Consider the following 25300-nt stretch of genomic DNA (forward strand, 5'->3'; position numbering starts at 1 on the left):
CCCGCCGCTCACGACAGATGCGCGGGCGACAGGCGCGAAACCACCACGCTGTCGGAGCGCGAGGCCTGCGGCCGCCGGCGGGTCAGCGCCAGCACGAAGCCCATGGAGATCGCCATCGCCAGCAGCGACGAGCCGCCATAGGAGATGAACGGCAGCGTCATGCCCTTGGCCGGCATCAGGTTGAGATTCACCGCCATGTTGATCGCCGCCTGGATGCCGAACAGCACCATCAGGCCGGCCGTCGCCAGGCGCCCGAACGGGTCGCTGTCCTGCGCCGCATGGCGCAGGCCGCGCAGCACCACGAAGGCGAAGACCAGCAGCAGGAGCAGGCAGACGATGATGCCGAATTCCTCCGCCGCCACGGCGAAGATGAAGTCCGTATGGCTTTCCGGCAGGATCCGCTTGATCGTGCCCTCGCCCGGTCCCCGGCCGAACCAGGAGCCCGACACGAAGGCCTCGATGGCGCGGTCGATATTGTAGGTGTCGCCCGCGCCCGGATCGAGGAAGCGGTCGACGCGGCTCTGCACGTGCGGCAGCATCATGTAGGCGGAGACGAGACCGCCGAAGCCCAGCACGCCGAGCGGCACGATGGCGAGCCACGACAACCCGTTGAGGAAGATCAGCGCCGCGAAGACCAGCGCGATCAGCATGGTCTGGCCGAAGTCCGGCTGGGCCACCAGCAGCGCCGCCGACATCACGAAGAGCAGCGTCGACAGCAGCGTGCCCGGCACTTCCGGCCGCCGCCCGCCCTCCGCCATCAGGAAGGCGGCGAGCACGATCAGCGCCGGCTTGAGGAATTCGGACGGCTGGATCGAGAAGCCGGCCATGTTGATCCAGCGCCGCGCGCCCTTGGCCTCCATGCCGACGAACAGCGTCGCCACCATCAGCAACATCGAGATGATGAACAGCGCCAGCGCCGCCCGTCGCACGTAGCGCGGGCTCAGCGCCGAGATTGCCAGCATCAGGCCGAGCGCGGGCACCAGGAAGAAGGCCTGCCGCTTGATGAAGTGGTAGCTGTCGATGTTGAGCCGCTCGGCGACCGCCGGGCTCGCCGCGAAGGACAGCACGATGCCGCCGATCATCAGCACGATGAAGCCGGCCACCAGAAAGCGGTCGACGGTCCACAGCCACTCTGCGAAGGGGCTACGATCGGCACGGCTGACCATTACGCGACCTCCTGTCCGCCCTGCTGCGGGACTATCCCGCGCACGGCCTCGGCAAATGCCCGTCCCCGGGCCTCGAAATTGGGAAACTGGTCGAAGGAGGCGCAGGCCGGCGACAGCAGCACCACCGGCTCCTGCGCCCCGTCGCGCGCCGCATCGTGCGCCGCCGCGGCAACGGCCGCCTCCAGCGTGCCGGACATCTGCGTCTCGACATGACCGGCCAGCGTTGCGGCAAAGTCGTCCGCCGCCTCGCCGATCAGATAGGCCTTGGCAATCCGGCCGAACCATGGTCGCAGGCTCTCGATGCCGCCCGCCTTGGCGCGGCCGCCGGCGATCCAGTAGATCCGCGAATAGCTGGCGAGCGCCCGCTCGGCCGCATCCGCATTGGTCGCCTTGCTGTCGTTGACGAACAGCACCCGCCCGGCGCGGGCCACCATCTCCATGCGATGGGCAAGGCCGGGAAAGCTCGCGAGGCCCGCGCGGATCTCGTCGGTCGACAGCCCCAGGGCCCGGCATGCGGCGATGGCCGCGCAGGCGTTCTGCGCATTGTGCGCGCCGCGCAGCGACAGGATCGGCGCAAGATCGACGAACACGCTCTGCGCGCCGCCCTCGTCCAGCCAAAGCACGCTGGCTTCCGCATGGATGCCGTCCGCGACCGGATGGCGGGCGCTGATGCGCCGCACGGGCGTGCCCGAGCGCTCCGCCCGGTCGGCGACCGCCGCACTCAGGGCGTCGTCGACGCCGACCACGGCAAGACGGCTGCCCGCGATCAGCCGTTCCTTGACGCTGGCGTAGTGCTCCAGCGTGCCGTGCCGGTCGAGATGGTCCGGCGTGATGTTGAGCAGGATGCCGACCGACGGATCGATCGAGGGTGCAAGGTCGATCTGGTAGGACGAGCACTCGATCACGTGGATGCGCGAGAGTGCCGGTTCGGCCAGCTCCAGGATCGGCACGCCGATATTGCCGCCCATCTGGGCATCGCGCCCGGCGGATGTCAGGACATGGGAGATCAGCGCGGTCGTCGTCGACTTGCCGTTGGTGCCGGTGATGGCGACCAGCGGCGCATCGGGCGCGATCCGCCGGCGCTCGCGCAGGAACAGCTCCACATCGCCGATCACTTCGACGCCGTGTTCGCGGGCCAGCTCCGCGCTCCAGTGCGGCTGCGGATGGGTCAGGGGCACGCCCGGCGCCAGCACCAGGGCGGCGAACTGCGACCAGTCCTCCTGGCGCAGGTCCGCAACGATAAGGCCCGCCTTGCGCGCGGCCTCGCGCCCCGCCTTGCCGTCGTCGAAGCACACGGGCACGGCGCCGCCGGCGGCAAGCGCCCGCGCCGTCGCCAGCCCCGATCCGCCAAGACCGAAGACCGCAACGCGTTTGCCCTTGAATCCGCTGACCGCGATCATGCCCTCACCTCAGCTTCAGCGTGGCGAGACCGACCAGGGCGAGAACCACGGCGATGATCCAGAAGCGGATCACCACCTGGCTTTCGGTCCAGCCCAGATGCTCGAAGTGATGGTGGATCGGCGCCATCTTGAAGACGCGCTTGCCGGTGAGCTTGAACGAGGCGACCTGCACGATCACCGAGACGGCCTCCAGCACGAACAACCCGCCGATGATCGCCAGCACGATCTCGTGCTTGGTCGCCACCGCGATGGAGCCGATCATGCCGCCGAGCGCCAGCGAGCCGGTATCGCCCATGAAGATCGCCGCCGGCGGGGCGTTGAACCACAGGAAGCCGAGGCCCGCGCCGATCACCGCGCCGCACAGCACGGCCAGTTCGCCCGTACCCGGCACATGGTGGATCTGCAGGTAGTCGGCGAAGACCGCGTTGCCCGACAGATAGGCGATCAGGCCGAAGGAGGCCGAGGCGATCATCACCGGCACGATGGCGAGGCCGTCGAGGCCGTCGGTCAGGTTGACCGCATTGCCCGCCCCCACCACCACGAAGGCGGCGAAGGGAATGAAGAAGATGCCGAGGTTGAATGCCAGGTCCTTGAAGAACGGAAAGCCGATGGAGGTGCCGTGCGCGCCGACTTCCAGCAGCGTCACGCACCAGGCGGCAAACCCGGCGATCAGGAATTCCAGGCCCAGCCGGCTGCGGCCGCTGAACCCCTTGTGCGAGGCCTTGGTGACCTTGAGATAGTCGTCGTAGAAGCCGATGGCGCCGAAGCCCACCGTCACGCCGAGCACGATCCAGGTGTAGGGATTGGCAAGGTTCGCCCAGAGCAGCGTCGCGACGATCATGCCCGACAGGATCATCAGGCCGCCCATCGTCGGCGTGCCCTTCTTGGTCAGCAGGTGGCTCTGCGGGCCGTCCGCGCGGATCGGCTGGCCGCGGCCCTGCCGCAGGCGCAGCGAGGAGATGATCATCGGGCCGAACAGGAAGATGAACAGCAGCGCGGTCATGATGGCGCCGCCGGTCCGGAACGTGATGTAGCGGAACACGTTCAGTGCCGAGAACTGGTCGGCAAACTCGACGAGGAAATAAAGCATCGGCGTTCCTATTCGGCCCCGTCGTCGTCGACGGGGAAATCGCGTTTGAGGGCCTCGACCAGCGGCCCCATGCGGGTGCCGAGCGAGCCCTTGATCATGATGACATCGCCCGGGCGAATATCCTCGACGAGCAGCGGCTTCAGGCCCGCCGCCTCTTCGGAATAGGCGCCGCGCTGGTGCTTCGGCAGCAGCTCCCACAGCGCATGCATGCGCGGACCCACGCAGTAGACGAGATCCGCACCGGATTCGGCAACAGGCCGGTTGAGCGCCTCATGCAGCTGCAACTCGGCCTCGCCCAGCTCCAGCATGTCGCCGATCACCGCGATGCGGCGGCCGTTCCGCTCGATGGGGGTTTCCTTCAGGAGGTTCAGCGCCGCGCGCATCGAGGCGGGATTGGCGTTGTAGCTCTCGTCGATCAGCGTCGCGCGGCCGTTCGGCAGCTTCAGCGCCGCCTGCTCGCCGCGTCCCTTCGGCGCGCGGAAAGCGGCCAGCGCCATGCCGGCCCGGGCGAGATCGCCGCCGAGTTCCGCCACCGCCCCCAGCACGGCAAGGCTGTTGGTGACCAGGTGCACGCCCGGCGCGCCGACCTTGTAGGTGATCTGCTGGTCGAAGACGTGACCGGAGATCGAGCTGCAGCCCGTCTGCGCCGCAACGCGCTCGGCCTGCACGTCCGCCGGGCCCTGCCGCCCGAACGTGGCGATGCGGCGCACGCCGGCGGCCTTTGCCAGATAGGTCAGAAGGTCGAACTGGTTGTTGTCGCGGTTGAGCAGCGCCAGTCCGCCCGGCTCCAGCCCGAGGAAGATCTCGCCCTTGGCCTGGGCGATACGCTCGACCGAGCCGAAGAACTCCAGATGCACCGCCTCCACCGTGGTGATCGCCGCCACATGCGGGCGGACCATCTGCACCAGCGGCGTGATCTCGCCGGGATGGTTCATGCCGATCTCGAAGACACCGTATTCGGTGTCCGCCGGCATGCGCGCCAGGGTCAGCGGCACACCCCAGTGGTTGTTGAAGGAGGCGACCGGCGCATGGGTGCGCCCGGACGGCGACAGCGCCAGCTTCAGCATGTCCTTGGTGCTGGTCTTGCCGACCGAGCCGGTCACCGCGACGATGCGGGCACGGCTGCGGGCGCGCGAGGCCCGGCCGAGATCGCGCAGCGCCTCCAGCGGGTCCTCCACCACCAGATAGCGCCCCTGCGGCGGCAGCGCGCCGACCCGCTCGCGGGCGACGATGGCGAGCGCGGCCCCGGCCTCGCAGGCCTTGGCCGCGAAGTCGTGCCCGTCGAACCGCTCTCCGGCGATGGCGACGAAGGCCTCTCCCGCGGCAATGCTGCGGCTGTCGATGGAAACGCCGGTGACATGGGGTATGTCGGAACCGCGCAGCTCGCCGCCCGTCGCCTCGACCATCTCGTCCAGATACCACAGGGGCCGGTCGGGCTCGGCCGCGATCGGCTCGCCGACGACCGGCGCCGGCTTCACGACCTGGGCAGCGGGCGCCGTGAACGACGGGACCGCCGGCGCGACGAAGGCCGGATGCACGCTGGCCGCAACAGGCCTGGGCGCGACCTCGGGCTCCGGCGCGATGTCCGCCTCGAGCTCGGGCTCGTCCGCAGCAGCGAAGATCTCGTCCTCGGTCGCGGGCTCGTCTAGCGGTTCGGCGCCCGGCTCGTCCTGGGCGATCTCGTCGACCGGAGCCTCGTCCGCCGAAAGATCCTCTTCGGCCTCGTCGGCACCCTCGAGGAGTTCGTCGGCGTCAAGCTCGAGAACGAACTCCGTCTCGGAAGCCGGCTCATCGGTCTCGCTCTCCGCGTCGAAGGGCTCAGCGCCGTTCTCCTGCTCGCCCTCGCCCTCTTCCGCATCGGCCGGCAAGAGCTCGTCCGCCAGAAGATCTTCCTCGGTCAGCCGGATTTCCGGAAAGCCTCTGCTCTCCGACCCGTCCTCGGCCAGCAGATCGTCCTCGTCCGCAGGCGCATCTTCAGCCTGCGGCATCTCGGCCATCAGCTCGTCTTCGGCGGGCTCCTCTTCGCTCGGGCCCTCTTCGAGCACCTCGTCCTCATCGACCAGATCCTCTTCGGCGAGGTCTTCGGCCAGCAGCTCGTCTTCCGCAGCCTCCTCGGAAAGCGCGAAGTCCTGCGCCTCGTCGGCGTCCCGGTCGTCCTCTTCCTCGAACAGTTCGTCGAGCAGATCGTCCTCGGACAGTTCCAGGTGGAGCCCGTCCTCCTCGCCCGTCTGCTCAGCTGTCTCTCCGGCGATCTCCTCGCTCAGGTCAAAGCTCTCGGCGAGCGCCTGCTCCAGCGCATCGTCGAGATCGCGCGCGCCGTCGAGCCCCAGGTTGATGCCGCCGTCCTCGGCCGCGTCGAACAGCGCGCTTTCGGCCAGGGCCGCAATCGCCTCGCGGGCGACCTCGTGGTCGGAGAAGGGCAGCACCTCGTCGCCGACGATCTGCCCCGGCTCGTGCCCCTTGCCGGCGATGCACAGCACGTCGCCCGGCTGCAGCATGCCGATGGCCGCCTCGATGGCATCGCGCCGGTCGCCGATCTCCAGCGCCTCCGGCGCCCCGTCCATCACCTCGGCGCGGATCGCGGCAGGGTCTTCGCTGCGCGGATTGTCGTCGGTGACGATGACGATGTCGGCCTGCCGGGCCGCCGCCTGGCCCATCAAGGGCCGCTTGCCCGGATCGCGGTCGCCGCCCGCGCCGAACACCACAATCAGCCGCCCCTTGGTGAAGGGGCGCAGCGCCGCCAGCGCCGTGTCCAGCGCGTCGGGCTTGTGGGCATAGTCGACGAAGACCAGCGCCCCGTCGTCGGTCTCGCCGATCAGTTCCAGCCGGCCCGGCGCGCCCTGCAGATCTTCCAGCGCCGACAGCGCCACGCTGGTCGGCACGCCGCAGCAGATCGCAAGGCCCGCCGCGACCAGCGCGTTCGACACCTGGAACCGCCCGGCCAGCGGCAGGCGCACCTCGAAGAAGCCCTCGATCGTCTCGATCGACAGGACCTGCGCGAACCCGTCGTGGCGGATGTCGAGCAGCTTCAGGTCGTCGCCACCCTCGCCGACGGTGAAGACGCTGCGGCCGAGCTCATGCGCCAGTGCCAGGACGCGCCCGGCATAGGGCGCCGACGGCTCCAGCACCACCGGCTGGTCGCCCTCCAGCAGCGTATCGAACAGCCGCATCTTGGCCGCGAGATAGTCCTCGACATCGGCATGGTAGTCGAGGTGATCGCGCCCCAGATTGGTGAAGGCCGCAGCCGTCAGGCGCAGCCCGTCGAGCCGGCGCTGGTCGAGCCCGTGGCTGGAGGCCTCGAGCGCTGCATGGGTGATGCCGTCGTCGGCGAGCCGCGCCAGCGTCTGGTGCAGCGACACCGGGTCCGGCGTCGTCAGGCTGCCATACTGGGCGCCGCGGCTGGTCACCGTGCCGATGGTGCCGAGGCTCGCCGCCTCGAAGCCCGCATGGGCGAAGATCTGGCGGACGAAGACGGCGACGGAGGTCTTGCCGCTGGTGCCGGTCACCGCAACCAGCGTCTCGGGCTGGCGCTCGTAGAAGCGGGCGGCCATCAGCGCCAGCGTGCGGCGCGGATCGTCGCTGACGATGACGGGGCAGCAGCCCTCATCGGGGCCGAGCGCCGCAAGCGGCGTGTCGCTGCCCACCAGCAGGGCGCCGGCGCCGGCATCGCGTGCGGCCGTGATGAAACGGGTGCCGTCCGCCTTCGCGCCTTTCAGCGCGGCGAACACAAATCCCCTGGAAACCGTTCGGCTGTCTGCGGACAATCCGGCGATTTCGGTTTCGAACTCGGGCGCGGCGAGCACCTGTTCGCCGGTGAGGTCCTTCAGCAGCATGTCCTGCGCCAATATCCGTTGTGCGTCGTCGTCAGGACCGTAAGGGGAGCTTTGGTGCGACCCCGCCCCCTTGGCGATCCGGTCAGTAGGAAATCGATACCGTCTCCGTCTTGTCTCCGAACTTCGGCAAAACTCCGAGCATCGGGGCAACCCGTCGGATGATCGCCGAGGTGACCGGCGCGGTGTTCAGGCCCGCGGTCGCGCCGATGCCCTCGCGCTCGGACTTCGGCTCGTCGAGCACGACCAGGACCACGTAGCGCGGCTTGTCCATCGGGAAGGCAGAAAGGAAAGAATTGCGGCGCTTGTTGGATACGTAGCGGCCGTTCTCGATCTTTTCCGCCGTTCCGGTCTTGCCGCCGACCATGTAGCCCGGCACTTCCGCGCGCCGGCCGGAGCCCGACAGCACGTTGAGGCGGAACAGGTAGCGCATCATCTCGCTGGTCTGCGGGCTGACCACCTGCTTGGCCAGCTTGTCCGCCTCCTCGCGGGTGCGCGGCACGAAGGTCGGCGGGATCAGGCGGCCGCCATTCATCAGGGCCGCCGTCGCCACCGCCGTCTGCAGCGGCGTCACCGAGATGCCGTGGCCGAAGGAGATCGTGATCGCCGCCAGCTCGTTCCAGCGCGGCGGCAGCAGGGGCGTTGCCACTTCCGGCAGGTCCGTCTGCAGCCGCGAGGTCAGGCCGAGCCGCTCCATGAAGGCCTTCTGCTCGTCGACGCCGACCGACAGCATCATCTTGGCCGTGCCGATATTCGACGAATAGATGAAGGTCTCGGCGACCGACAGCATGCGTCCCTTGCCGTGGAAGTCGCTGATCGTCCGCCCGCCGACGCGCATCGGCCGCGTGGCGTCGAAACTGTCGTTCATCGTCACCTTGCCGCTGTCCAGCGCCATGGCGACGGTGAAGCCCTTGAACACCGAGCCCATCTCGTAGACGCCGCCGGACGCGCGGTTCATGCGGTCCTTTTCCAGCGCCTGGGCCCGGTCGTTGGGATCGAAGTCGGGGAGCGAGGACATGGCGACGACCTCGCCGGTCTCCGCGTCGAGAACGACGCCGATGCCGGCGATGGCCCGGTAGCGCTCCAGCGCCTTCACCAACTCGTCGCGCACCACATGCTGCACCCGCAGGTCGACCGACAGCTGCACCGGCTCCATCGAGCGGTCGCTGGCAAAGCCCAGCTCGCGCAGGTCGCCGAGCCAGGCCCGGTCGACCGCCAGCTCCATGCCGGAAATGCCCTGGTTGTCGACATTGACCGAGCCGACGATATGGCCGGCCGTCGGCCCGCCCGGATAGAAGCGGCTGTTCTCTTCCAGGAACCCGATGCCCGGAATGCCGAGATCGTGGATCTGCTGGCGCTGGCGCGGGGTCAGCTCGCGCTTCAGCCAGATGAAGCCGGCATTGCTCGCCAGCCGCCGGCGCACCGCATCGGTGCCCAGCTCCGGCAGCACGCTGGCAATGCCCTCCAGCGCCTCATCGACGTCGAGGATCTTGCGCGGCTCGGCGAACAGCGAGGCGGTCTTGATGTCGGTCGCCAGGATCTGGCCGTTGCGGTCCAAAAGGTCGGGGCGCGAGGCGGCGACGCTGTCCTGGGCCGAGATATAGGAGGCGGACTTGGACTCCTCGCTCATGCCCAGCATGATCAGCCGGCCGCCGATGGCCATGTAGACCACCGCGAACACCGCCATCGCCATGTGCACCCGCGCCCGCACGGCGCGCGTCGAGGGACCGCGCGGCACATGCCGCTCGCCGACCGTGCGGCGCTGCAGGAAGGAAACGGGCTGATCCGTAACCGCCATTGTCGCCCCCTATCGGACCGTCGGCGACGCGCCGGCGAAGCCGCCGAGCGTCAGGTTGCTGTCGATCGGCTCGAGCTGCACCGGTTTGATCGGCACATCCTCGATCCGGGTGATCTGCTCGACCGAGAGCGGCTGCAGCTGGAGGTGGTCGTTGTAGCGGTCGACCAGCCGCTGCAGGCGGCTCGGGTCGTTGAGCAGGCTCCATTCGGCGCGCAGCATCTGCAGCTGCGCCCGTTCGTCCTCGATCTGCCTCTGCAGCGCCGCGACATGCTCGGCCGAGCGTTCCGCGTCGTGCTTCATGTCGTAGACGGCGGCGGCAGCGGCCAGGACGCCGATGGCGAGGATGATGTTGGTGTAGCGGCTCATGGGCTTACTCCTCCCCGGCCGGCGCGGCGACCGACGGGGCGCCGAGTTCGCGGGGGTCGACTTCGCGTGCCGGGGCATCGAGACGGCGGGCGGCGCGCAGCTTCGCGGAGCGCGCGCGCGGATTGGCGGCAACCTCGTCCTCGCCCGGATCCACCGCACCGCGATGGAGAGGTTCGAAGGTCGCCGGCGGCACCTCGAGATCCGGCATGTGACGGGAACCGCCGGCGCGGGTACGGCTGCGCTCGGCGACGAATTTCTTGACGATCCGGTCTTCCAGGCTGTGGAAGGTGACGACGACGAGCCGCCCGCCCGGCTTCAGCGCGCGCTCGGCCGCAGCCAGCGCATCGACCACCTCGTCGAGCTCGCGGTTCACATAGATGCGCAGCGCCTGGAAGGTGCGCGTCGCCGGATGGATCTGCTTGCCCTTGAACGAGCGCCCGACCACCTTCTCGATCACGGCGGCAAGATCCGCGGTGCGCTCGAACGCCCGCTCCTTGCGCCGCTCGGCGATGGCCCGCGACACGGCGGAAGCGCGACGCTCCTCGCCGAGAATGCCGATCAGCCGGGTCAGCTCGCGCTGGGGCATGGTGTTGACGACGTCCGCCGCCGACAGCCCGCGCACTTCCATGCGCATGTCGAGCGGCCCGTCGAACCGGAAGGAAAAGCCCCGCTCGGCTTCGTCGAGCTGCATGGAGGAGACGCCGAGATCCAGCACCACCGCATCGACCTGCGGATGGCCGCAGGCCGCCGCATGGGCATCGAGCGCGGAAAACCGGCCCTCGACGAGCATCAGGCGGCCGCCGCTTTTGGCGACCATTTCCTGCCCGCCGGCGATCGCATTGGGATCCCGGTCGATGGCGATCACCTGCGCGCCCGCATCGAGCAGCGCCCTGGTGTAGCCGCCGGCACCGAACGTGCCATCGACGACAGTGGCGCCCGACACGTCGCCGAGCGCCTCCATCACCTCTTTCAGGAGAACCGGAACATGGCGGGGCGCCGCCTCGTCCTTTGCCTGCGCCGTCATTGGCCGCCTCCCGCACCCGCACGGGGAGAGGACAGCACCGACATGGCGCGCTTCATCGCGTCCGCGCGGTGGGCACGGAAGCGCTCGGGTTCCCAGATCTGGAACTTGTAGCCCTGGCCGACGAAGGTGACCTGGTCCGTCACTCCCGCGTGTTCGCGGATCATGTCGGAAAGCATCACGCGGCCGTCTCCATCGATCTTCAGGGTTTCGCTGGCGCCGTAGAGCGCCGTGGACAGGGCGTCGTGGTCCGCAGTCAGGGTGTCGAGCCCCTCCAGCCGCTTGGCGATCTCCGCCACGAGCTGATGACCGCCCGCATCCACCGCCATCTGGTGCAGGGAAGGGAAGCAGTAGAGACCTTCGAAACCGTCGCGCGTCAGGGCCTGGCGAAAGGAAGCGGGTACGGAAACCCGCCCCTTGGCGTCGAGTCGATTTGTGTAGTGCGACACGAAGCCGGACATCGATTCTCTCGCCCCATCGCCGGATGCGTCGCATCCGGCCACCGCCTAACTCCCGATCCCTGGAAACGCCGATGCGTAATGCAACGCCGACGGCCCGACCGCATGTCGGCCCGCACTGTCGAATTGTGAGCCGCTTGAGCCCCGTTGCAGCCTGTCGAAACGGGATGATCTGGGATAGCATGGGACCTTCTGGGCGTCAACGGAATCCAATGGTTTCTGCCCCCTCCCGGCCGGTGCGGCGAAACACCGGGGATCAGTTATCCACCGTTAAGCTTAATTTTGAGTTGCCGGCCGCTTGCATCCTGCAACGCCGTGGATTCGGGGTCTTTCGCGCCGCCGCCGCGGCCTAAGCGCAATGGTTCCAGCAACTTGCCCACAGGCGCAGCTTGTCCGCCGCGCCGGTCCCGGCCCGCGTTTCGCTTGGCCGGAATGACGAGCTGAAAGGCAGGAGCGTGCGGAACGGCGGACAGCCACGCCGACGAGAAGCTCACTCTTCGGCTGTCGTCCCGGTTTCGGCGCAGCCGAAGACCGGGAACCAGTAACCACGGAAGGTCGCGACCGAAGCGGTTGCGCTGCCGCCGGAAGGCCGGAGGCGGCCGCTCTCGCGCACCCATCCGCTCCGGCGGATACTGGACGCCTGGCTGCGCAGGCGTGACAGCCGTAGAGATGGCGATGCGCGCCCGTCTCATGCCTGCCGAGGGTGCCAAGGGGTCCCGGCTCTGCGCTCGCGCGCGGCCGGGATGACCTCCGAGGAGGAGGCACGACCTCGCATCCCCTCTGCCGTCACCCCGGCCGCAGGCGAAGCCGGAGAGCCGGGGCCTATTGGTTGCCAGAGCGGTTGCGGGGGCCCGCCGCCCTCTCCTTGCGTCATCCCGCACGCAGCGCAGCGGAGATGCGGGATCGGAGAGCCGGGGGCCTGTCGGATACGCCCCGGAACGCACGCCACCACCGCTGTGCCTCCCCGGTCCCGGCCCGCGTTTCGCTTGGCCAGGATTGTTTGTTTGCTTTGGTGGTGACCTCCGAGGAGGAGGCACGACCTCGCATCCCCTCTGCCGTCACCCCGGCCGCAGGCGAAGCCGGAGAGCCGGGGCCTATTGGTTGCCAGAGTGGTGGTGACAACACCCGAACCTCTCCCCGCGTCCTCCCGGGCAAGGCGCAGCCGCGACCCGGGATCGGAGAGCCACGGCGCCTGCGGACCGTGCCGGAGCACCCGCCGGCATCGCCATGTTCGTCGTCAGGACAGAAAGGGGAAAAGTGTCAGCCGGCCTGTAAGCCGGGTTCTGTATGGCGCGACATTGCTGCCGCACGTGACGGCCATTCATCTGGGACGCCCGTTGCCGGGCGCCTCGCGCAACCAACCCGGGCGGCTGGCCTGGAAAAGGGCCGGATTCCTCGCGGAATCCGCGCCGCCCCTATTCGGTTTTGCTCCCGGTGGGGTTTACCGTGCCGCTTCCGTTGCCGGTCGCGCGGTGGGCTCTTACCCCACCCTTTCACCCTTACCGCGGCCGCAGCCGCGGCGGTTTGCTTTCTGTGGCACTTTCCCTGGGGTCGCCCCCGCCGGGCGTTACCCGGCACCGTTTTTCCGTGGAGCCCGGACTTTCCTCCCCTGCGGCGTTTCCGCACTTGCAGGAGCGGCCGTCCAGCCGGCTGACGCGCGACTGGTATGCGTCGCAGGCCCCGCGGTCAAGCGCGACGCTTCACCGGGCCGGCCAGCGCGCCCGCCCCCACCCCCGCTACTGCCCCCGCCACTGCCCCCGCTACCGCCTCGGCACAGGCCTCCGCCTCGCCCTCCTGCGCCCCGGCAAACCCGACGACGAGACCGGAGGGGCTGCAGGCAATGCCGTAGGGCGACAGAGCGGCGACGCTGAAGCCGGCCGCGTTGACCTGTGCCGCCACCGCAAGATCGTCGACCGCGCCGGTAAACGTGAGCGCCAGCTGCACCCCGCCGACCGGGTCCGGCACCTCGGCCGCCGCGCCGAGCCGCTGGCGCAGGGCGCGAGCAAGCCCCCGCCCCCGCGCCTCGCAGGTTTCCTGCACCCGCCGCAGATGCGCCCGGTAGCGGCCCGAGGCGATGAAATCGGCGAGCGCTGCCTGCGTCGTCACATTGGCCAGCATGCCCGACACCCGCTGCGCCACCGCAAGGGGAGCGGCCAGATGCTCCGGCACCACCATGTAGGCGACCCTGAGGCCCGGCAGCATGCTCTTGGAGAAGGTGCCGAGATAGATCACCTCGCCCTCCGCGCCGAGCCCCTGCATCGCCGCGAGCGGCCGACCGGAAAACAGGAACTCGCTGTCGTAGTCGTCCTCCAGCACCACGCCGCCGCAGGCCCGCGCCGCATCCAGCACCATCGCGCGGCGCGCCAGCGACATGCGCGTGCCATAGGGATACTGGTGCGAGGGGGTGACATAGATCAGCCGCGGCGGCCGCCGGTCGGCGACGCGGCGCGGGTCCGCTCCCTCCCCGTCCACCGGCATCGGCACGATGTCGAGGCCTGCGGCGGTGAAGGCCGCGCGGGCCCCCAGGTAGCCGGGATCCTCCAGCCACGCCGCTTCGCCTGGATCGGCAAGGCTGTTGGCCAGCAGGTTGAGGCTCGCCTGGGTCGACGGGGTGACGATAATGCGCTCCGCCGTCGCCCTGACGCCGCGCTCGGCCGCCAGATAGGCGGCAAGCTCGCGGCGCAGCTCGGGCAGGCCGCGCGTCTCGCCGTAGCTCAGCACGTCGCCGCGCAGGCGGCGGGCCGCGCGGCGCAGCGTCCGCGCCCATTCGTCGGCCGGAAACCGGTCGAGGCTCGGCGTGCCCGGCTCCAGCTTGCCCCCGCGCCGGCGCCCGGTTCCGGACCAGGGATCGTTGCTCATCGCCCGTCCGCGCGCCGACAGCGCCACCGCCCTTGCCGCGATTGCCGGCGCCTCGCCCTCGCCCCACAGGGCAATGCTGGCGATCCTGGGCGCCGAGCCGCCGCGCACCGTGACGATGCCCTCCGCCGCCAGCAGCTCATAGGCCGCATTCACCGAATTGCGCGAGATGCCGAGCGCGGCCGCCAGCGACCGGCTGGAGGGCAGCCGCGCGCCCGCGTCGAGCCGCCCCGCACCGATGGCCTCGCGCACGGCGCGATAGACCTGTTCGGGCAGCGGCACGGCCGAGGAACGGTCGATGGAGATGAGGCCGGCAAGCATGACTGGATCCCCACAAATCCCGAAAGCGGATCTTCACTGGAACCAGTTTGATGGCACATTCCTCGCAGCAACGCAAAGGCACCGCGCAGCAAAGGCGCCGCGAAGCAAAGGCACCGCGCAGCAAAGGTGCCGTAAGCCAAAGGCGCCCCAACGCAAGAGACTTGCCACCGATGAGCGACACAAAGATCGACCAGACCGCCGCCCCGTCCTCGGACCCGGCTACCCGGCGCGCCCGCCGCGCCTCCCTGCCCCGTCATGCGAAGGTCCGGGTCGCCAAGCGCGAGGTCGCGGACCCGGCTGCAGCCTTCGAGGTGCTGGATCTTGCCCGTATCGCCCATGTCGGCTTTGTCGACGAGGGCCGGCCGATGGTCATCCCGATGCTGCACGCCCGCATCGAGCGCACGCTCTACATCCACGGCGCCAAGGCGACGCGCATCGTCAAGGGGATGCAGGACCGCGCGCCGGTCTGCCTCACCGTGACGCTGCTCGACGGCATCGTCGTCGCCCGCTCCGCCTTCCACCACTCGATGAACTACCGCTCGGTGGTGGTGCACGGCGCGGTCCGCCATGTCGTAGGCGACCGGGAGCGCGAAGCCGCGCTCGTCGCCCTCACCGACCGGTTGCTGCCGGGCCGCTGGGACGAGGTGCGGCCGATGACCGACAAGGAGCTCGCCGCCACCGGGGTGCTCGCCATCGAGGTCGAGCACATCACCATGAAGCGGCGCGAGGGGCCGCCGGTCGACGACGAGGCGGATTATGCCCTGCCCGTATGGGCCGGCGTCGTCGAGCTGGCCGAGACCGTCACTGCCGTCACGCCCGACGAAAGGCTCGCTCCCGACGTGCCGCTTCCGCGCTCGTTGCGCGGCCCTGGGGCGGCGGAAGCTCCCGCCGCGCCCGCCTCCTCACCGGGCCTCAGCCGCGGGCGAGGAGCAGCTTGACCTTGCTGCAGTAGCGACGGCTCACCGGGTTCATGCGCTTGGCGAAGTGGCCGGCATTGTAGCGCAGGATCGTGCCGCACAAGTCGCCGCCGGCGCGCTTGTGGGCGCCCGCCAGGTACTTCATGCCATAGGTGATGTTGGTCTTGGGATCGTAGAGCGCCTTGGCGCTGCCGCGGAAGCCGACGCCCCGCGCCGTCTGCGGCTTGATCTGCATCAGGCCGATCTCGCCGGCCCGGCCGCGAGCCCGCGGATTGTAGTTGCTTTCCACCCGCACGACGGCCTGGGCGAGTTCCACCGGCACGCCGTGCTTGCGTGCCTCGGCAGCAATCATCGCACTGTATTTCTCGGCGCGTGCCCCGGCCTCGAGGATCTTCGGATCGACCGTCGTGGTGGAGACCGTCGCCGTTTGGCATGCCCCTGCGGCAAGTGCCAGGAGGAGCGCACCGATGAGACGCGGCGCCTTGAAGTTGATCATGTGCCCGACCTTCAAATTGTTTGTCGTTGTTGAGAGGCCGGCTGTATGGCGGGACGGTACGACCGAAATCCGGCACGCACGATCACGAAATATTACAAAAACATCGATAAAATACGGCTAAAATGTGCAGAAATCCTCGTCATTGACGAAAGCAAGGCCATCATCCCGGCAAACATGGCCGGGAGATGGCAGCGATTTGCAGATGTTGCGATGCAGCAATCGGGGCGGAACCCAACGTCAGCCGAGCTGTGGAACCTTTTGCAAGAGCCGGTGCAGCGTGGCGATGGTCGACATGTCGGCGATGCCGTCGACCCGTTCGCGCCTGTGGTGGCGCTGGAAGGCGGCGACCGCCGCCCGCGTCCGCTCGTCGAAGACCCCGGTGATCGGCATCTCGAAACCGTAGAGCGCCAGCATCGATTGCAGCGCCTCGACCGGCTGGCCGCCGTCGCCCTGCTGGAAGAAGCGCCCGCCCGACACCGGCTCCGGATCGACCCACAGGCCGACCCCCGCCAGCGCCAGCCTGTCCCAGGGAAACAGCTCGCCCGGATCTTCCTTGCGCTCCGGCGCCACGTCCGAATGGCCGAGCACGTCCTGCGGCGCGATGCCGTGCCGGGTGCAGATGTCGCGGGCCAGCTCGATCACGGACTGCACCTGCGCCTCCGGAAAGGGACGGTAGCCGTTCTCGTGGCCCGGATTGACGATCTCGATGCCGATGGAGCGCGAATTGACGTCCCGCTCGCCCTTCCAGTAGGAGCGCCCCGCATGCCAGGCACGCCGGCTCTCCGGCACCAGCTGCAGGATCATCCCGTCCTCGTCGATCACGTAATGCGCCGACACCTCGGCGCGCGGGTCGCACAGCCGCAGCAAGGCCTCCTCGCCGCTGGTCATGCCGGTATAGTGCAGCAGCAGCAGGCTGACCGGACCAGCCCGTTCGTTGTGGTTCGGCGAAGGCCGCAGCCGCGCCGGCAGTCCGGTATCCGTCTTCACGCCCATCGGGGTCTTTCCATCATCTTTCGCCCGGCGCCTGCGCCGGTCACATCCCCCGCTCCGCCGCGATCTTGGCATAGGCGACGTTCAGCGCCGCCAGCCGGTCGTTGGCGATGCGCACGAATTCCTCCGGCACGCCGCGGGCGATCAGCCGGTCCGGATGGGTTTCCGACACCAGCTTGCGGTAGTGCCGCTTGATCTCCTCGTCCGGCACGCTGCCGGCGATGCCCAGCACCCGGTAGGGGTCCTCCTCGCTGCGCACATGCCGGGCGAGGATCTGGTTGAAGGCCCGCTCGTCCAGCCCGAAGATCTCGGCGATGCGCTCCAGGTAGGCCAGCTCGTATTCGTGCACGATGCCGTCCGCCTTGGCGATGTGGAACAGCGCGTCGAGAATGTCCACGCGGATTTCCGGATCGTCGGGAAACAGCGCCGCCAGCCGCTCCGCATAGGTCTCGAAGCCGGCGACGTCCTGCTTGGCCAGGTTGAACAGCCGCGCGACGTTGCGCTCCTCGCCGGCCGGGATGTCGAAGACGTCGAGAAAGGCGATCTCCTCGTCGCCGGTCACCACGCCGTCCGCCTTGGCCATCTTGGCCGAGAGCGCGATCATGGCGACGGTGAAGACGACCGCACGGTCGCCCCGCCCGTCGCCGGAGGAGACGATGAATTGCACGATGCGGTCGACGATCTGGGCACCGCCCGCGCCGATTGCCGCCGCCACCGCACTGATCGCAGACCAGATGTTCATGTCGCGAATGCCGCCTCAGACAGACCGCGTGATGCCGCCATCGACGCGCAGGTTCTGCCCGGTGATGTAGCCAGCCCCGTCCGACAGCAGGAAGGCGACGGTGTCCGCCACTTCTTCCACCGTGCCGTAGCGGCCCATCGGGATGCGCGCGCGGCGGTCCTCCTTCTCCGGCAGGCTGTCGATGAAGCCCGGAAGCACGTTGTTCATGCGGATGCCATCGCCCGCATAGCGGTCGCAATAGAGCTTGGTGAAGGCGGCAAGCCCGGCGCGGAACACGCCCGAGGTCGGGAACGCCGCCTCCGGTTCGAAGGCCGCATAGGTGGAGATGTTGACGATGGCGCCGCTTCCCTGCGCCTGGAACTGCGGCGTCACCAGCCGGCACATCCGCACCACGTTGAGCAGGTAGTAGTCCATGCCCAGGTGCCAGTCCTCGTCGCTGATCGCCAGCACCTCGCCCTTCGGTCCGTGGCCGGCGCTGTTGACCACCGCGTCGATCCGCCCGAAATGCGCCATCGCCGCCTCCACGAACGAGGCAAGATCCTTCGGCTCCAGGTTCGACCCGGTATGGCCGAGCCCGCCCAGCTCCTGCGCCAGCGCCGCGCCCTTGCCGCTGGACGACAGGATGGCGACGCGCGCGCCCTCGTCCGCCAGCTTGCGCGCAACCGCCGCGCCCATGCCGCTGCCCGCGGCGGTCAGAAGTACGACCCGATCCTTCATGCTGTCCCCGACCTGTTCCCCATGACGCCTGCGGTACGGCATTCGCGAACGAACACCGACTCTTTCCAGCGTTTTAGCACAGACGACCGGCCTCGCCACACGGGGCTGTCGCCTGCCCTCGCGAGACCCGCCCCGGCGCGCCGAACGGCGCCGGGGCAGGAAACGGCGTCAGATCTTCGGCATCGGCCCGGTCATCGATGCGGCATCGACGATCCGGTCGAACGTCGCCGCGTCGATATGGCCCAGCGCCAGCGCCGCTTCGCGCAGGGTCGTTCCCTCGTGATGGGCGTGATGGGCGATTGCCGCTGCCTTGTCGTAGCCGATCTCCGGCGTCAGGGCGGTGACCAGCATCAAGGAGCGGTTCACCGTCTCGGCCAGCCGCGCCTCGTCCGCCTCCATGCCCGCAACGGCGAAGCGCGCGAAATGCTCCATGCCATCGGCCAGCATGCGGCAGCTCTCCACCACGTTGGCGCCCAGCATCGGCTTGTAGACGTTCATCTCCAGCAACCCGCCCGCACCGGCAAAGCTGCTGGCGACGTCGAGGCCGATCACCTGCACGCTCAGCATCGCCAGCGCCTCGCACTGGGTGGGGTTGACCTTGCCCGGCATGATCGAGGAACCCGGCTCGTTCTCCGGCAGCCGCAGCTCGGCAAAGCCGGCGCGCGGCCCGCAGGACAGCAGGCGGATGTCGTTGGCGATCTTGTGCAGCGACACCGCCAGCACCTTCAGCATGGACGAGGCCGCCACCATCGCGTCATGCGCGCCCATCACCGTGAACTTGTTCGCCGCCGCCTCGAAGGGCAGGCCGCAGCGGCGCGACAGCTCCGCCGTCACCTTGCCGTCGAAGCCCTCCGGCGCGTTCAGCCCGGTGCCGACGGCGGTGCCGCCGATGGCCAGCTTCATCAGCCCCTTCAGCGCGAAGGCCAGCCGCTCGTCGTTGTCGTCCAGCATGCCGACATAACCGGCGAACTCCTGGCCGAGCGTCATCGGCACCGCATCCTGCATGTGCGTGCGGCCGATCTTCACCAGGTCCTGCCAGGCATGGGCCTTTTCGGCCAGCGCGTCGCGCAGCACCTTTAACGCCGGCCGCACCCGGTTGGCGATCATCAGCGCCGCCGCCACGTTGAGCGCCGTCGGCACCACGTCGTTCGACGACTGCGAGCGGTTGACATGGTCGTTGGGATGCACCGGGTCCTTGGAGCCGATCCGACCGCCGGCCAGCTCGATGGCCCGGTTGGCGATCACCTCGTTGACGTTCATGTTGGCCTGGGTGCCCGAGCCGGTCATCCACACATGCAAGGGGAACTCGCCGTCGTGCCGCCGGCCGGTCACCTCCTCGGCGGCCTCGACGATCAGGTCGGCGCGCCTCTGGTCCAGCACGCCGATCTGCGCATTGGCCAGCGCGGCCGCGCGCTTGATCTCGGCCAGCGCATGGATGATCTCCAGCGGGAACGGGTCGCGCCCGATGGCGAAATGGTGGCGCGCGCGCTCGGTCTGGGCGCCCCAGTAGCGGTCCGCCGGCACCTCCACCGCCCCCATCGAGTCGGTCTCGGTACGCCTGTTGTCTGCGGTCATGGTCTGCTCCGTCTTACGCTGCGTCACATTCCGCCGGCAGGCAGGATGCGGACGCATGATTCAATGTCTGGAAACCTTGCGATGTCATGCTCCGTCCCCAAGACAGTTTCATGGATGAAGGCGGCGGCGTTGCGTCGCCGGGGGACAGGTCAGGTTGCGCAACCTAAAGACGTTGCTGGGCATCTTTGTGGGCATCACGATCGTTGCAGGTTTCGCCGGCACGATCCAGGTGGCGAATGTATTCTTTTCCAACGCGATTTACACCCGCGATGCCCAGGAAACGGCGCGGCGGATCGACCGCGACCTGAACCACCATCTCCTGAAGAACGACAAGGTCTCCGACGAGGAGATCGCCGCCTTCGCCGACGACAGCCTGCGTCGCTCCATCGACGGCGTCGACGGAACCCGCAACGCCGCAGCGCCCGCACCGGCCCGCCCAATCGCCAGTCCAGCCGCCAATCCGGCGAAGATCGACCGCGAGGCGTCCATCGCCGAATTCGTGGAAGAGCTCGACGGCAGCGACCTTGCCAGCACCGTCGCCGTCCTCCGCTTCGCTCCCGGCACGGTGTCGCTGTCGCAGGCCTCCGTGCTGCCGCGCGTCGACCGGCAGGTGCTCGACCGCCTCGCCCCGCGCATCGACGCCCTGCTGCGCGACCTTGCCGAAGGAACGCCGCGCCCCGTCGACGTTCCCTCCACCTTGTTCGGCACGCGATCGGACTCCACCCTGCTCGCCGTGCCGATCCGCAACGGCGACACGGTCGAAGGCGCCATCATCGTGGTCTACGACCAGGCGACGACCGGCCTGTTCCTCACCGAGGTGGTGCATATCGGCATCGGCATCCTGATGGCGATGATCTTCGCGGCCGTCGGACTTGCCGCGCTGTTCGTGTGGATGCGCTTCCGCGACCGGCTGAAGGCCAGCAAGACGATCCAGTTCCTCGCCCATCACGACGCGCTGACCGGCCTGCCCAACCGCACGGTCTTCTCCACCAAGCTGAACGAGGCCCTGCGGCTGGCCAGCGCCCGGGCCGCCAACATCTCGGTCATGCTGATCGACGTCGACAAGTTCAAGGCCATCAACGACACCTACGGCCACGCTGCGGGCGATCTCTTCCTGCAGGTGATCGCCGACCGGCTGAGCACCGTCTTCGGCAACCATCTGGTCGCCCGCCTGTCCGGCGACGAGTTCGCCGTGCTGATCGCCCGCGACCTCGACCGCAAGGCGGTGACCCGCCTCGCCTCCTCGATGATCGCCGCCACCCGCGTCCCCACCCGTATCGACGGCAAGGAGATCCCGATCTCGCTGTCCATTGGCGTCGCCCAGGCCTCGGAGGCCGCCTGGCGCGCCTCGCGCCTGCTGCATTGCGCCGACCTTGCGCTCTACCGGGCCAAGCATTCGGGCCGCTCCACCTATATCTGGTACACGCCGGACATGGACGCGGAGGCGCAGAAGCGCAAACTTCTGGAGAGCGACCTGCGCAAGGCGCTGGCCCAGGACGAGTTCCGCCTGCTCTACCAGCCGCAGTTCTCCCTGCGCGATCTCAAGCTGACCGGCTACGAGGCCCTGCTGCGCTGGGAGCATCCCGAGCGCGGCACCATCTCGCCGACCGTCTTCATTCCCATTGCCGAGGATGCCGGCCTCATCGAGGACATCGGCGCCTGGGTGCTGCTGCATGCCTGCCGCGAGGCCGCGCGCTGGCGCGACACCTCGCTCACCGTCGCCGTCAACCTGTCACCGGCCCAGTTCCGCCCCGGCCGCACGGAGGAGCGCGTTGCCCATGCGCTCAAGGCCAGCGGCCTGGCACCGGAGCGGCTGGAGGTGGAGATCACCGAGAGCCTGCTGATCTCCGAGACCGATGCCGTCGTGAAGACGCTGACGCAGATCCGCCAGATGGGCGTGTCCGTGGCGATGGACGATTTCGGCACCGGCTATTCGAGCCTCAGCTACCTGTCGCGCTTCCCCTTCGACACGATCAAGATCGACCGCTCCTTCGTCGCCACCGTCGGCAAGAACCCGACGACCGATGCGATCATTGCCTCCATCGTCGGCCTGGGGCGCTCGCTCGAGGTCACGATCACGGCGGAAGGGGTGGAGGACGAGACCCAGGTCGCGCTGCTGCGCATTGCCGGCTGCGACAAGGTGCAGGGCTTCCTCTTCGGCAAGCCGATGGACCTGTCCGACCAGTCCGCCAGCGATACCGTCGTTCTCGCCCAGCAGGCGCGGCGCGAGCAGTTGCTGCTGGCCGCCGGCGAGCCGGACCTGCCGCAACTCCCGTTCGAGACGGCCGGAGCGGCCGACGGCCCGCGCCTCGGCGATGCGGATATCGACGCCTTCGCCATGGACGCGGATGCGGTCGACACCGCTGCGCCGACCGAAGCGGAAGCAGCGCCGGAAGAAGGCCAGAGCCGGGCCGCCGGGGATCGGCACCGCGCCGTCGGCGCGGTCTGAGGCCGGCTGCTAGGTCGTGAACTCATAATTGTGCCGGAAACGGCGTCCGTTCGGGCAATGATATGCCAGGAGGAGCGCGATGGCCGGGGCAGGCCCCCCGGCCGAGCGATCCGACGCCGCAGATCGAAGCTCGAACGACGCCCTTCGGGTATGCCGGAACCCGCTGGCAACAGCGTCGCAAACCCTTGAAAACCTGATGGTTTCCTGCGGCCTTGCTCCTTGTATCCGATCGGGTTCGGGCATACCGTTTCTCGCCAGAATTATGAGTTCACGACCTAGATCGGCGCTACATCGCCGCTGCGGCGCGCGCGGCCTGGTCGTAATGGCCGGAGACGGAGCGCAGCGTCGCGGCCAGCCGCGACAGCTCCATCTCGTCCATGCCGAGCCCCTTCACCGGGCCGACCAGCAGCGCCTCGCGCAGCCGCCGGTACTCCATGCAGATCGCCTCGCCGGCGCGGGTGATCGCCACCGTCTTCTCCTTGCCGCGCTTGCCGGTTTCCACCAGCCCGGCGGCGGCGAGCTTCTTCAGCGCATAGGTGACGGTGTGCGTGTCCTCGATGTTGAGCACCAGGCAGATGTCGGCGAGCGACTTCGGCCGGCCGCGGTGGTTGACCGAGTGCAGCACCAAGGTGTCGAGCGGGCTCATGCCCGGCGCGCCGGCCGCCGCCATGCAGCGCACCATCCAGCGGTGATAGGCGTTGACCATCATGGTCACCGCGAACTCGACCTCCGAAAGCGCCGGCATCGCGCCGGAGGCGAGATGGGCGGCCGAAACGACCGGCCCGATGCCGCCGCGCGCAATGTCTTCGGACTGGCTGCTGTCTGTCATGGATGTCCTGCCTGAATTGTTCTGGCCAAAGGCTACGGCGGAGAGCGGCGACTGGGCAACCGTCCTTCACGCCAAGATCAGGCCAGCGGATGGCGTCGCGGCACCAGGCCGGAGTGGAACCAGGTCACGAAACTCTCGATCGAATAGACCGGCACCCCGGTCGCAGCGCGAATGTCGGCAGCGTAGGGCACCATGTTGGTGCATTCCAGCACGATGGCCCCGACATCCGGGTCGCGCGCCAGAAGCGCCTGCGCCGCCTCCACGTTGTCGGCCCGTGCCGCCGCGACGTCGAGCGCCTCCTCGTTGTCGAGGATCGCGCGGGTGAACTCGCGCCCGCCTTCCGTGCCCATCACCGGCGTGTCGGCGGGGCAGCCGGCGGCCGCCAGATGCGCACCCGTCAGCGATCCGGCCGAGATCGTCAGGATGCCGGCGCGCTTGCCCGGCGGCAGCAGCCGGTCGACCAGCGGCACCTGCATCAGGGACGACGCGGCCACCGGCACGCCGAGCGCGGCCTGCAGGTCGCGCTGGAACAGGGAGAGAAAACCGCAATTGGTGGTGATGCCGTCGACCCCGTCGGCGACGAGCTCGCGCCCGGCCGCGATGAAGGCGTCGAGCAGCCCGCTTGCCCCCTGCCGCACCGCCCGGTCGGGCGTCGCATCGCGCACGATGCGGTAATGCACCGGGAACGGCCAGGTCAGCGCATTGCCCATGTCGCCGGGGATGCGGGGAAAGCGCGCCTCCAGCATCAGGATTCCCACCGCCGCGCCGTAAAGCGCCTTGCCGCCACGCACCGTCATCTCGTTCCTCCCGAAACGGCGTTGCTGCCCCGCCTGCCGAAAACCCTGCGTCAACCTTGGCAAGAACGCCCCCTGTCCAGGAACTGTGCACCGGAAGGACTGCAATTCAAGGACCTTGCGCAGACTATTGAGGACATTTTGTCGATAAATTGTTGACAACAGAACCTGACCCCATGACACTTGTCACAATTGGCCGGGGAGAGGCAGAGTGCAGCAGCACGACAGCGGGCGTTTGCGGATTGTGGTGATCGGCGCGGGGATCGTCGGCGTCAGCGCCGCGCTCCGCCTCCTTGCCGACGGTCATGAGGTCACCCTGCTCGACCGCGCCGGCCCCGGCGAGGGCACGTCCCACGGCAATGGCGGCGTGCTCGCTTCCTGCGCCGTCGTGCCGGTCACCGTACCCGGCCTGCCGGCCAAGGCGCCGCGCATGCTGATGGACCCGGACAGCCCGCTGTTCCTGCGCTGGTCCTACCTGCCGCGCCTGCTGCCCTGGCTGTCGAAATACCTCTCCCATTGCAACACGGGCGAGACCGAGCGCATCGCCCGCGCGCTGCTGCCCATCGTCGGCAACAGCCTCGAGGAGCACCGATCGCTCGCCGGCGACACGGCGGCCGGACGATGGATCGCCCCGTCCGACTATCTCTACGTCTACCGCGACCGCGCCGCCTTCGAGGGCGACGCCTTCGGCTGGCGGCTGCGGCGCGAGGCCGGCTTTTCCTGGCAGGAGATGGAAGGCGCCGCGCTCGGTGCCTACGACCCGCTGCTGGGCGAGGCCAACCGCTTCGCCGTCCGCCTTCTCGATCACGGCGTCATCCGCGATCCGGGCCGCTACGTGAAGGATCTCGCCGCCGAATTCGAGGCGCGCGGCGGCACGCTCCTGCGCGGCGCGCTGCAGGGCTTCGTGACCGAGAACGGCCGCCTCGCCTCCCTTGCCACCGACGGCGGGCCGCTCGCCTGCGACCGGGCGGTGCTGGCGACCGGCGTGTGGTCGGGGCCGCTGGCCGACCAGCTCGGCATTTCCGTGCCGCTGGAGAGCGAGCGCGGCTACCATCTGGAGCTGGAGGCGCCGAGCGCGATGCCGCGCGCGCCCTTCATGTTCGCCTCCGCGAAATTCGTCGCAACGCCGCTCGACGGGCGCATCCGCCTTGCCGGCGTCGTCGAGTTCGGCGGCCTTGCCGCGGGACCGGCAAAGGCGCCGTTCGAGCTTCTGGAGCGCCAGCTGCGCCGGGCCATGCCCGCGCTGCGCTGGGACGCCACGCGCCAATGGATGGGTCACCGGCCGGCGCCGGCCGATTCCATCCCCGTGATCGGGCCGTCGCCGGCATGCGGCGACGTCCTGATGGCTTTCGGCCACCATCATATCGGCCTGACCGGCGGTCCCAGGACCGGTCGCCTCGTCGCCGACATGATCGCCGGCCGCAAGCCGAATATCGACCCCGCCCCCTATTCGCCTGCCCGTTTCGCTGTCTAGAGTGAGGCATT

At 68.9% G+C, this 25300-nt stretch carries 19 protein-coding genes, 1 other RNA gene and 1 pseudogene; 3 read left to right on the forward strand and 18 right to left on the reverse strand.

Annotated elements, in window-relative coordinates; genetic code table 11:
• Window positions 1-8 precede the first annotated feature (8 nt).
• From ftsW to pdxR, 11 genes and pseudogenes are all read right to left on the reverse strand, one after another.
• Window positions 9-1166 carry a putative lipid II flippase FtsW gene (ftsW, locus tag GH266_RS06675; RefSeq protein ID WP_158193203.1) on the reverse strand — a complete coding sequence of 386 codons (1158 nt, stop codon included), beginning with the start codon at window positions 1164-1166 and terminating at the stop codon, window positions 9-11.
• Window positions 1166-2566 (reverse strand): UDP-N-acetylmuramoyl-L-alanine--D-glutamate ligase, encoded by a 1401-nt coding sequence (murD, locus tag GH266_RS06680; protein WP_158193204.1) that lies wholly within the window; start codon window positions 2564-2566, stop codon window positions 1166-1168. The genes ftsW and murD overlap by 1 nt, the downstream gene beginning before the upstream one ends.
• A 4-nt stretch (window positions 2567-2570) precedes the next feature.
• Window positions 2571-3656 carry a phospho-N-acetylmuramoyl-pentapeptide-transferase gene (mraY, locus tag GH266_RS06685; protein WP_158193205.1) on the reverse strand — a complete coding sequence of 362 codons (1086 nt, stop codon included), beginning with the start codon at window positions 3654-3656 and terminating at the stop codon, window positions 2571-2573.
• Window positions 3657-3664: 8 nt separating this feature from the next.
• Window positions 3665-5653: a UDP-N-acetylmuramoylalanyl-D-glutamyl-2,6-diaminopimelate--D-alanyl-D-alanine ligase gene (locus GH266_RS23455; RefSeq protein ID WP_342354298.1), complete on the reverse strand. Its 1989-nt coding sequence runs from the start codon at window positions 5651-5653 to the stop codon at window positions 3665-3667.
• Window positions 5654-6016: 363 nt separating this feature from the next.
• Window positions 6017-7489, reverse strand: a pseudogene (locus GH266_RS23460) (UDP-N-acetylmuramoyl-L-alanyl-D-glutamate--2,6-diaminopimelate ligase); the annotation flags it as partial.
• Between the two features lie 82 nt (window positions 7490-7571).
• Window positions 7572-9284, reverse strand: a complete 1713-nt coding sequence (locus GH266_RS06695) for a peptidoglycan D,D-transpeptidase FtsI family protein (RefSeq protein ID WP_158193207.1) — start codon at window positions 9282-9284, stop codon at window positions 7572-7574.
• Between the two features lie 9 nt (window positions 9285-9293).
• Window positions 9294-9650, reverse strand: a complete 357-nt coding sequence (gene ftsL / locus GH266_RS06700; RefSeq protein ID WP_158193208.1) for a cell division protein FtsL — start codon at window positions 9648-9650, stop codon at window positions 9294-9296.
• Window positions 9651-9654: 4 nt separating this feature from the next.
• The gene (gene rsmH, locus GH266_RS06705; RefSeq protein WP_158193209.1) at window positions 9655-10674 is read right to left on the reverse strand and encodes a 16S rRNA (cytosine(1402)-N(4))-methyltransferase RsmH; all 1020 of its coding nucleotides are present in this window, start codon (window positions 10672-10674) and stop codon (window positions 9655-9657) included.
• The gene (gene mraZ, locus GH266_RS06710; RefSeq protein WP_158193210.1) at window positions 10671-11132 is read right to left on the reverse strand and encodes a division/cell wall cluster transcriptional repressor MraZ; all 462 of its coding nucleotides are present in this window, start codon (window positions 11130-11132) and stop codon (window positions 10671-10673) included. Before mraZ ends, rsmH begins: the two co-directional genes overlap by 4 nt.
• Window positions 11133-12385: 1253 nt before the next feature.
• An RNA gene (gene rnpB / locus GH266_RS06715) (RNase P RNA component class A) lies at window positions 12386-12783 on the reverse strand.
• Window positions 12784-12815: 32 nt separating this feature from the next.
• Window positions 12816-14306 (reverse strand): MocR-like pyridoxine biosynthesis transcription factor PdxR, encoded by a 1491-nt coding sequence (gene pdxR, locus GH266_RS06720; protein WP_158193211.1) that lies wholly within the window; start codon window positions 14304-14306, stop codon window positions 12816-12818.
• A gap of 170 nt (window positions 14307-14476) precedes the next feature.
• On the opposite strand from pdxR, the gene GH266_RS06725 reads away from it, so the two are divergent.
• Entirely contained in the window at window positions 14477-15244 is a 768-nt protein-coding gene (locus GH266_RS06725) for a pyridoxamine 5'-phosphate oxidase family protein (RefSeq protein ID WP_158193212.1), read from the forward strand.
• On the opposite strand, the gene GH266_RS06730 is transcribed toward GH266_RS06725, so the two are convergent.
• From GH266_RS06730 to GH266_RS06750, 5 genes are all read right to left on the reverse strand, one after another.
• Window positions 15219-15719: a lytic transglycosylase domain-containing protein gene (locus GH266_RS06730; RefSeq protein WP_158193213.1), complete on the reverse strand. Its 501-nt coding sequence runs from the start codon at window positions 15717-15719 to the stop codon at window positions 15219-15221. The genes GH266_RS06725 and GH266_RS06730 overlap by 26 nt on opposite strands.
• A gap of 237 nt (window positions 15720-15956) precedes the next feature.
• Complete coding sequence (locus tag GH266_RS06735; protein WP_158193214.1) at window positions 15957-16712, reverse strand: peptidoglycan recognition protein family protein; 756 nt, start codon at window positions 16710-16712, stop codon at window positions 15957-15959.
• Window positions 16713-16752: 40 nt separating this feature from the next.
• Window positions 16753-17451: a J domain-containing protein gene (locus tag GH266_RS06740; protein ID WP_158193215.1), complete on the reverse strand. Its 699-nt coding sequence runs from the start codon at window positions 17449-17451 to the stop codon at window positions 16753-16755.
• A gap of 15 nt (window positions 17452-17466) precedes the next feature.
• Window positions 17467-18168, reverse strand: coding sequence for an SDR family oxidoreductase (locus GH266_RS06745; RefSeq protein ID WP_097173643.1), 702 nt, complete (start codon window positions 18166-18168; stop codon window positions 17467-17469).
• 168 nt (window positions 18169-18336) lie between these two features.
• Complete coding sequence (locus GH266_RS06750) at window positions 18337-19743, reverse strand: class II fumarate hydratase (protein ID WP_199270462.1); 1407 nt, start codon at window positions 19741-19743, stop codon at window positions 18337-18339.
• Between the two features lie 154 nt (window positions 19744-19897).
• Between GH266_RS06750 and GH266_RS06755 the strand changes: the two genes are divergently transcribed.
• A complete protein-coding gene (locus tag GH266_RS06755) occupies window positions 19898-22192 on the forward strand; it encodes a putative bifunctional diguanylate cyclase/phosphodiesterase (protein ID WP_209001557.1) in 2295 nt (764 codons plus the stop codon).
• Between the two features lie 286 nt (window positions 22193-22478).
• On the opposite strand, the gene GH266_RS06760 is transcribed toward GH266_RS06755, so the two are convergent.
• Both GH266_RS06760 and GH266_RS06765 read right to left on the reverse strand, forming a co-directional pair.
• Window positions 22479-23021 (reverse strand): winged helix DNA-binding protein, encoded by a 543-nt coding sequence (locus GH266_RS06760; protein WP_158193217.1) that lies wholly within the window; start codon window positions 23019-23021, stop codon window positions 22479-22481.
• Between the two features lie 77 nt (window positions 23022-23098).
• Complete coding sequence (locus GH266_RS06765; protein ID WP_158193218.1) at window positions 23099-23818, reverse strand: aspartate/glutamate racemase family protein; 720 nt, start codon at window positions 23816-23818, stop codon at window positions 23099-23101.
• Between the two features lie 208 nt (window positions 23819-24026).
• Between GH266_RS06765 and GH266_RS06770 the strand changes: the two genes are divergently transcribed.
• On the forward strand, window positions 24027-25289 hold the full coding sequence (locus tag GH266_RS06770; RefSeq protein ID WP_199270463.1) for an NAD(P)/FAD-dependent oxidoreductase: 1263 nt from the start codon (window positions 24027-24029) through the stop codon (window positions 25287-25289).
• The last annotated feature ends 11 nt before the right edge of the window (window positions 25290-25300 follow it).

It is taken from the genome of Stappia indica (assembly GCF_009789575.1).
Lineage (GTDB): Bacteria > Pseudomonadota > Alphaproteobacteria > Rhizobiales > Stappiaceae > Stappia > Stappia indica_A.

Coding starts and splice junctions, on each gene's coding strand:
- ftsW (WP_158193203.1), bottom strand. CDS start 1,166: ATGGTCAGCCGTGCCGATCGTAGCCCCTTCGCAGAGTGGCTGTGGACC.
- murD (WP_158193204.1), bottom strand. CDS start 2,566: ATGATCGCGGTCAGCGGATTCAAGGGCAAACGCGTTGCGGTCTTCGGT.
- mraY (WP_158193205.1), bottom strand. CDS start 3,656: ATGCTTTATTTCCTCGTCGAGTTTGCCGACCAGTTCTCGGCACTGAAC.
- GH266_RS23455 (WP_342354298.1), bottom strand. CDS start 5,653: ATGGCCGAGATGCCGCAGGCTGAAGATGCGCCTGCGGACGAGGACGAT.
- GH266_RS06695 (WP_158193207.1), bottom strand. CDS start 9,284: ATGGCGGTTACGGATCAGCCCGTTTCCTTCCTGCAGCGCCGCACGGTC.
- ftsL (WP_158193208.1), bottom strand. CDS start 9,650: ATGAGCCGCTACACCAACATCATCCTCGCCATCGGCGTCCTGGCCGCT.
- rsmH (WP_158193209.1), bottom strand. CDS start 10,674: ATGACGGCGCAGGCAAAGGACGAGGCGGCGCCCCGCCATGTTCCGGTT.
- mraZ (WP_158193210.1), bottom strand. CDS start 11,132: ATGTCCGGCTTCGTGTCGCACTACACAAATCGACTCGACGCCAAGGGG.
- pdxR (WP_158193211.1), bottom strand. CDS start 14,306: ATGCTTGCCGGCCTCATCTCCATCGACCGTTCCTCGGCCGTGCCGCTG.
- GH266_RS06725 (WP_158193212.1), top strand. CDS start 14,477: ATGAGCGACACAAAGATCGACCAGACCGCCGCCCCGTCCTCGGACCCG.
- GH266_RS06730 (WP_158193213.1), bottom strand. CDS start 15,719: ATGATCAACTTCAAGGCGCCGCGTCTCATCGGTGCGCTCCTCCTGGCA.
- GH266_RS06735 (WP_158193214.1), bottom strand. CDS start 16,712: ATGGGCGTGAAGACGGATACCGGACTGCCGGCGCGGCTGCGGCCTTCG.
- GH266_RS06740 (WP_158193215.1), bottom strand. CDS start 17,451: ATGAACATCTGGTCTGCGATCAGTGCGGTGGCGGCGGCAATCGGCGCG.
- GH266_RS06745 (WP_097173643.1), bottom strand. CDS start 18,168: ATGAAGGATCGGGTCGTACTTCTGACCGCCGCGGGCAGCGGCATGGGC.
- GH266_RS06750 (WP_199270462.1), bottom strand. CDS start 19,743: ATGACCGCAGACAACAGGCGTACCGAGACCGACTCGATGGGGGCGGTG.
- GH266_RS06760 (WP_158193217.1), bottom strand. CDS start 23,021: ATGACAGACAGCAGCCAGTCCGAAGACATTGCGCGCGGCGGCATCGGG.
- GH266_RS06765 (WP_158193218.1), bottom strand. CDS start 23,818: ATGACGGTGCGTGGCGGCAAGGCGCTTTACGGCGCGGCGGTGGGAATC.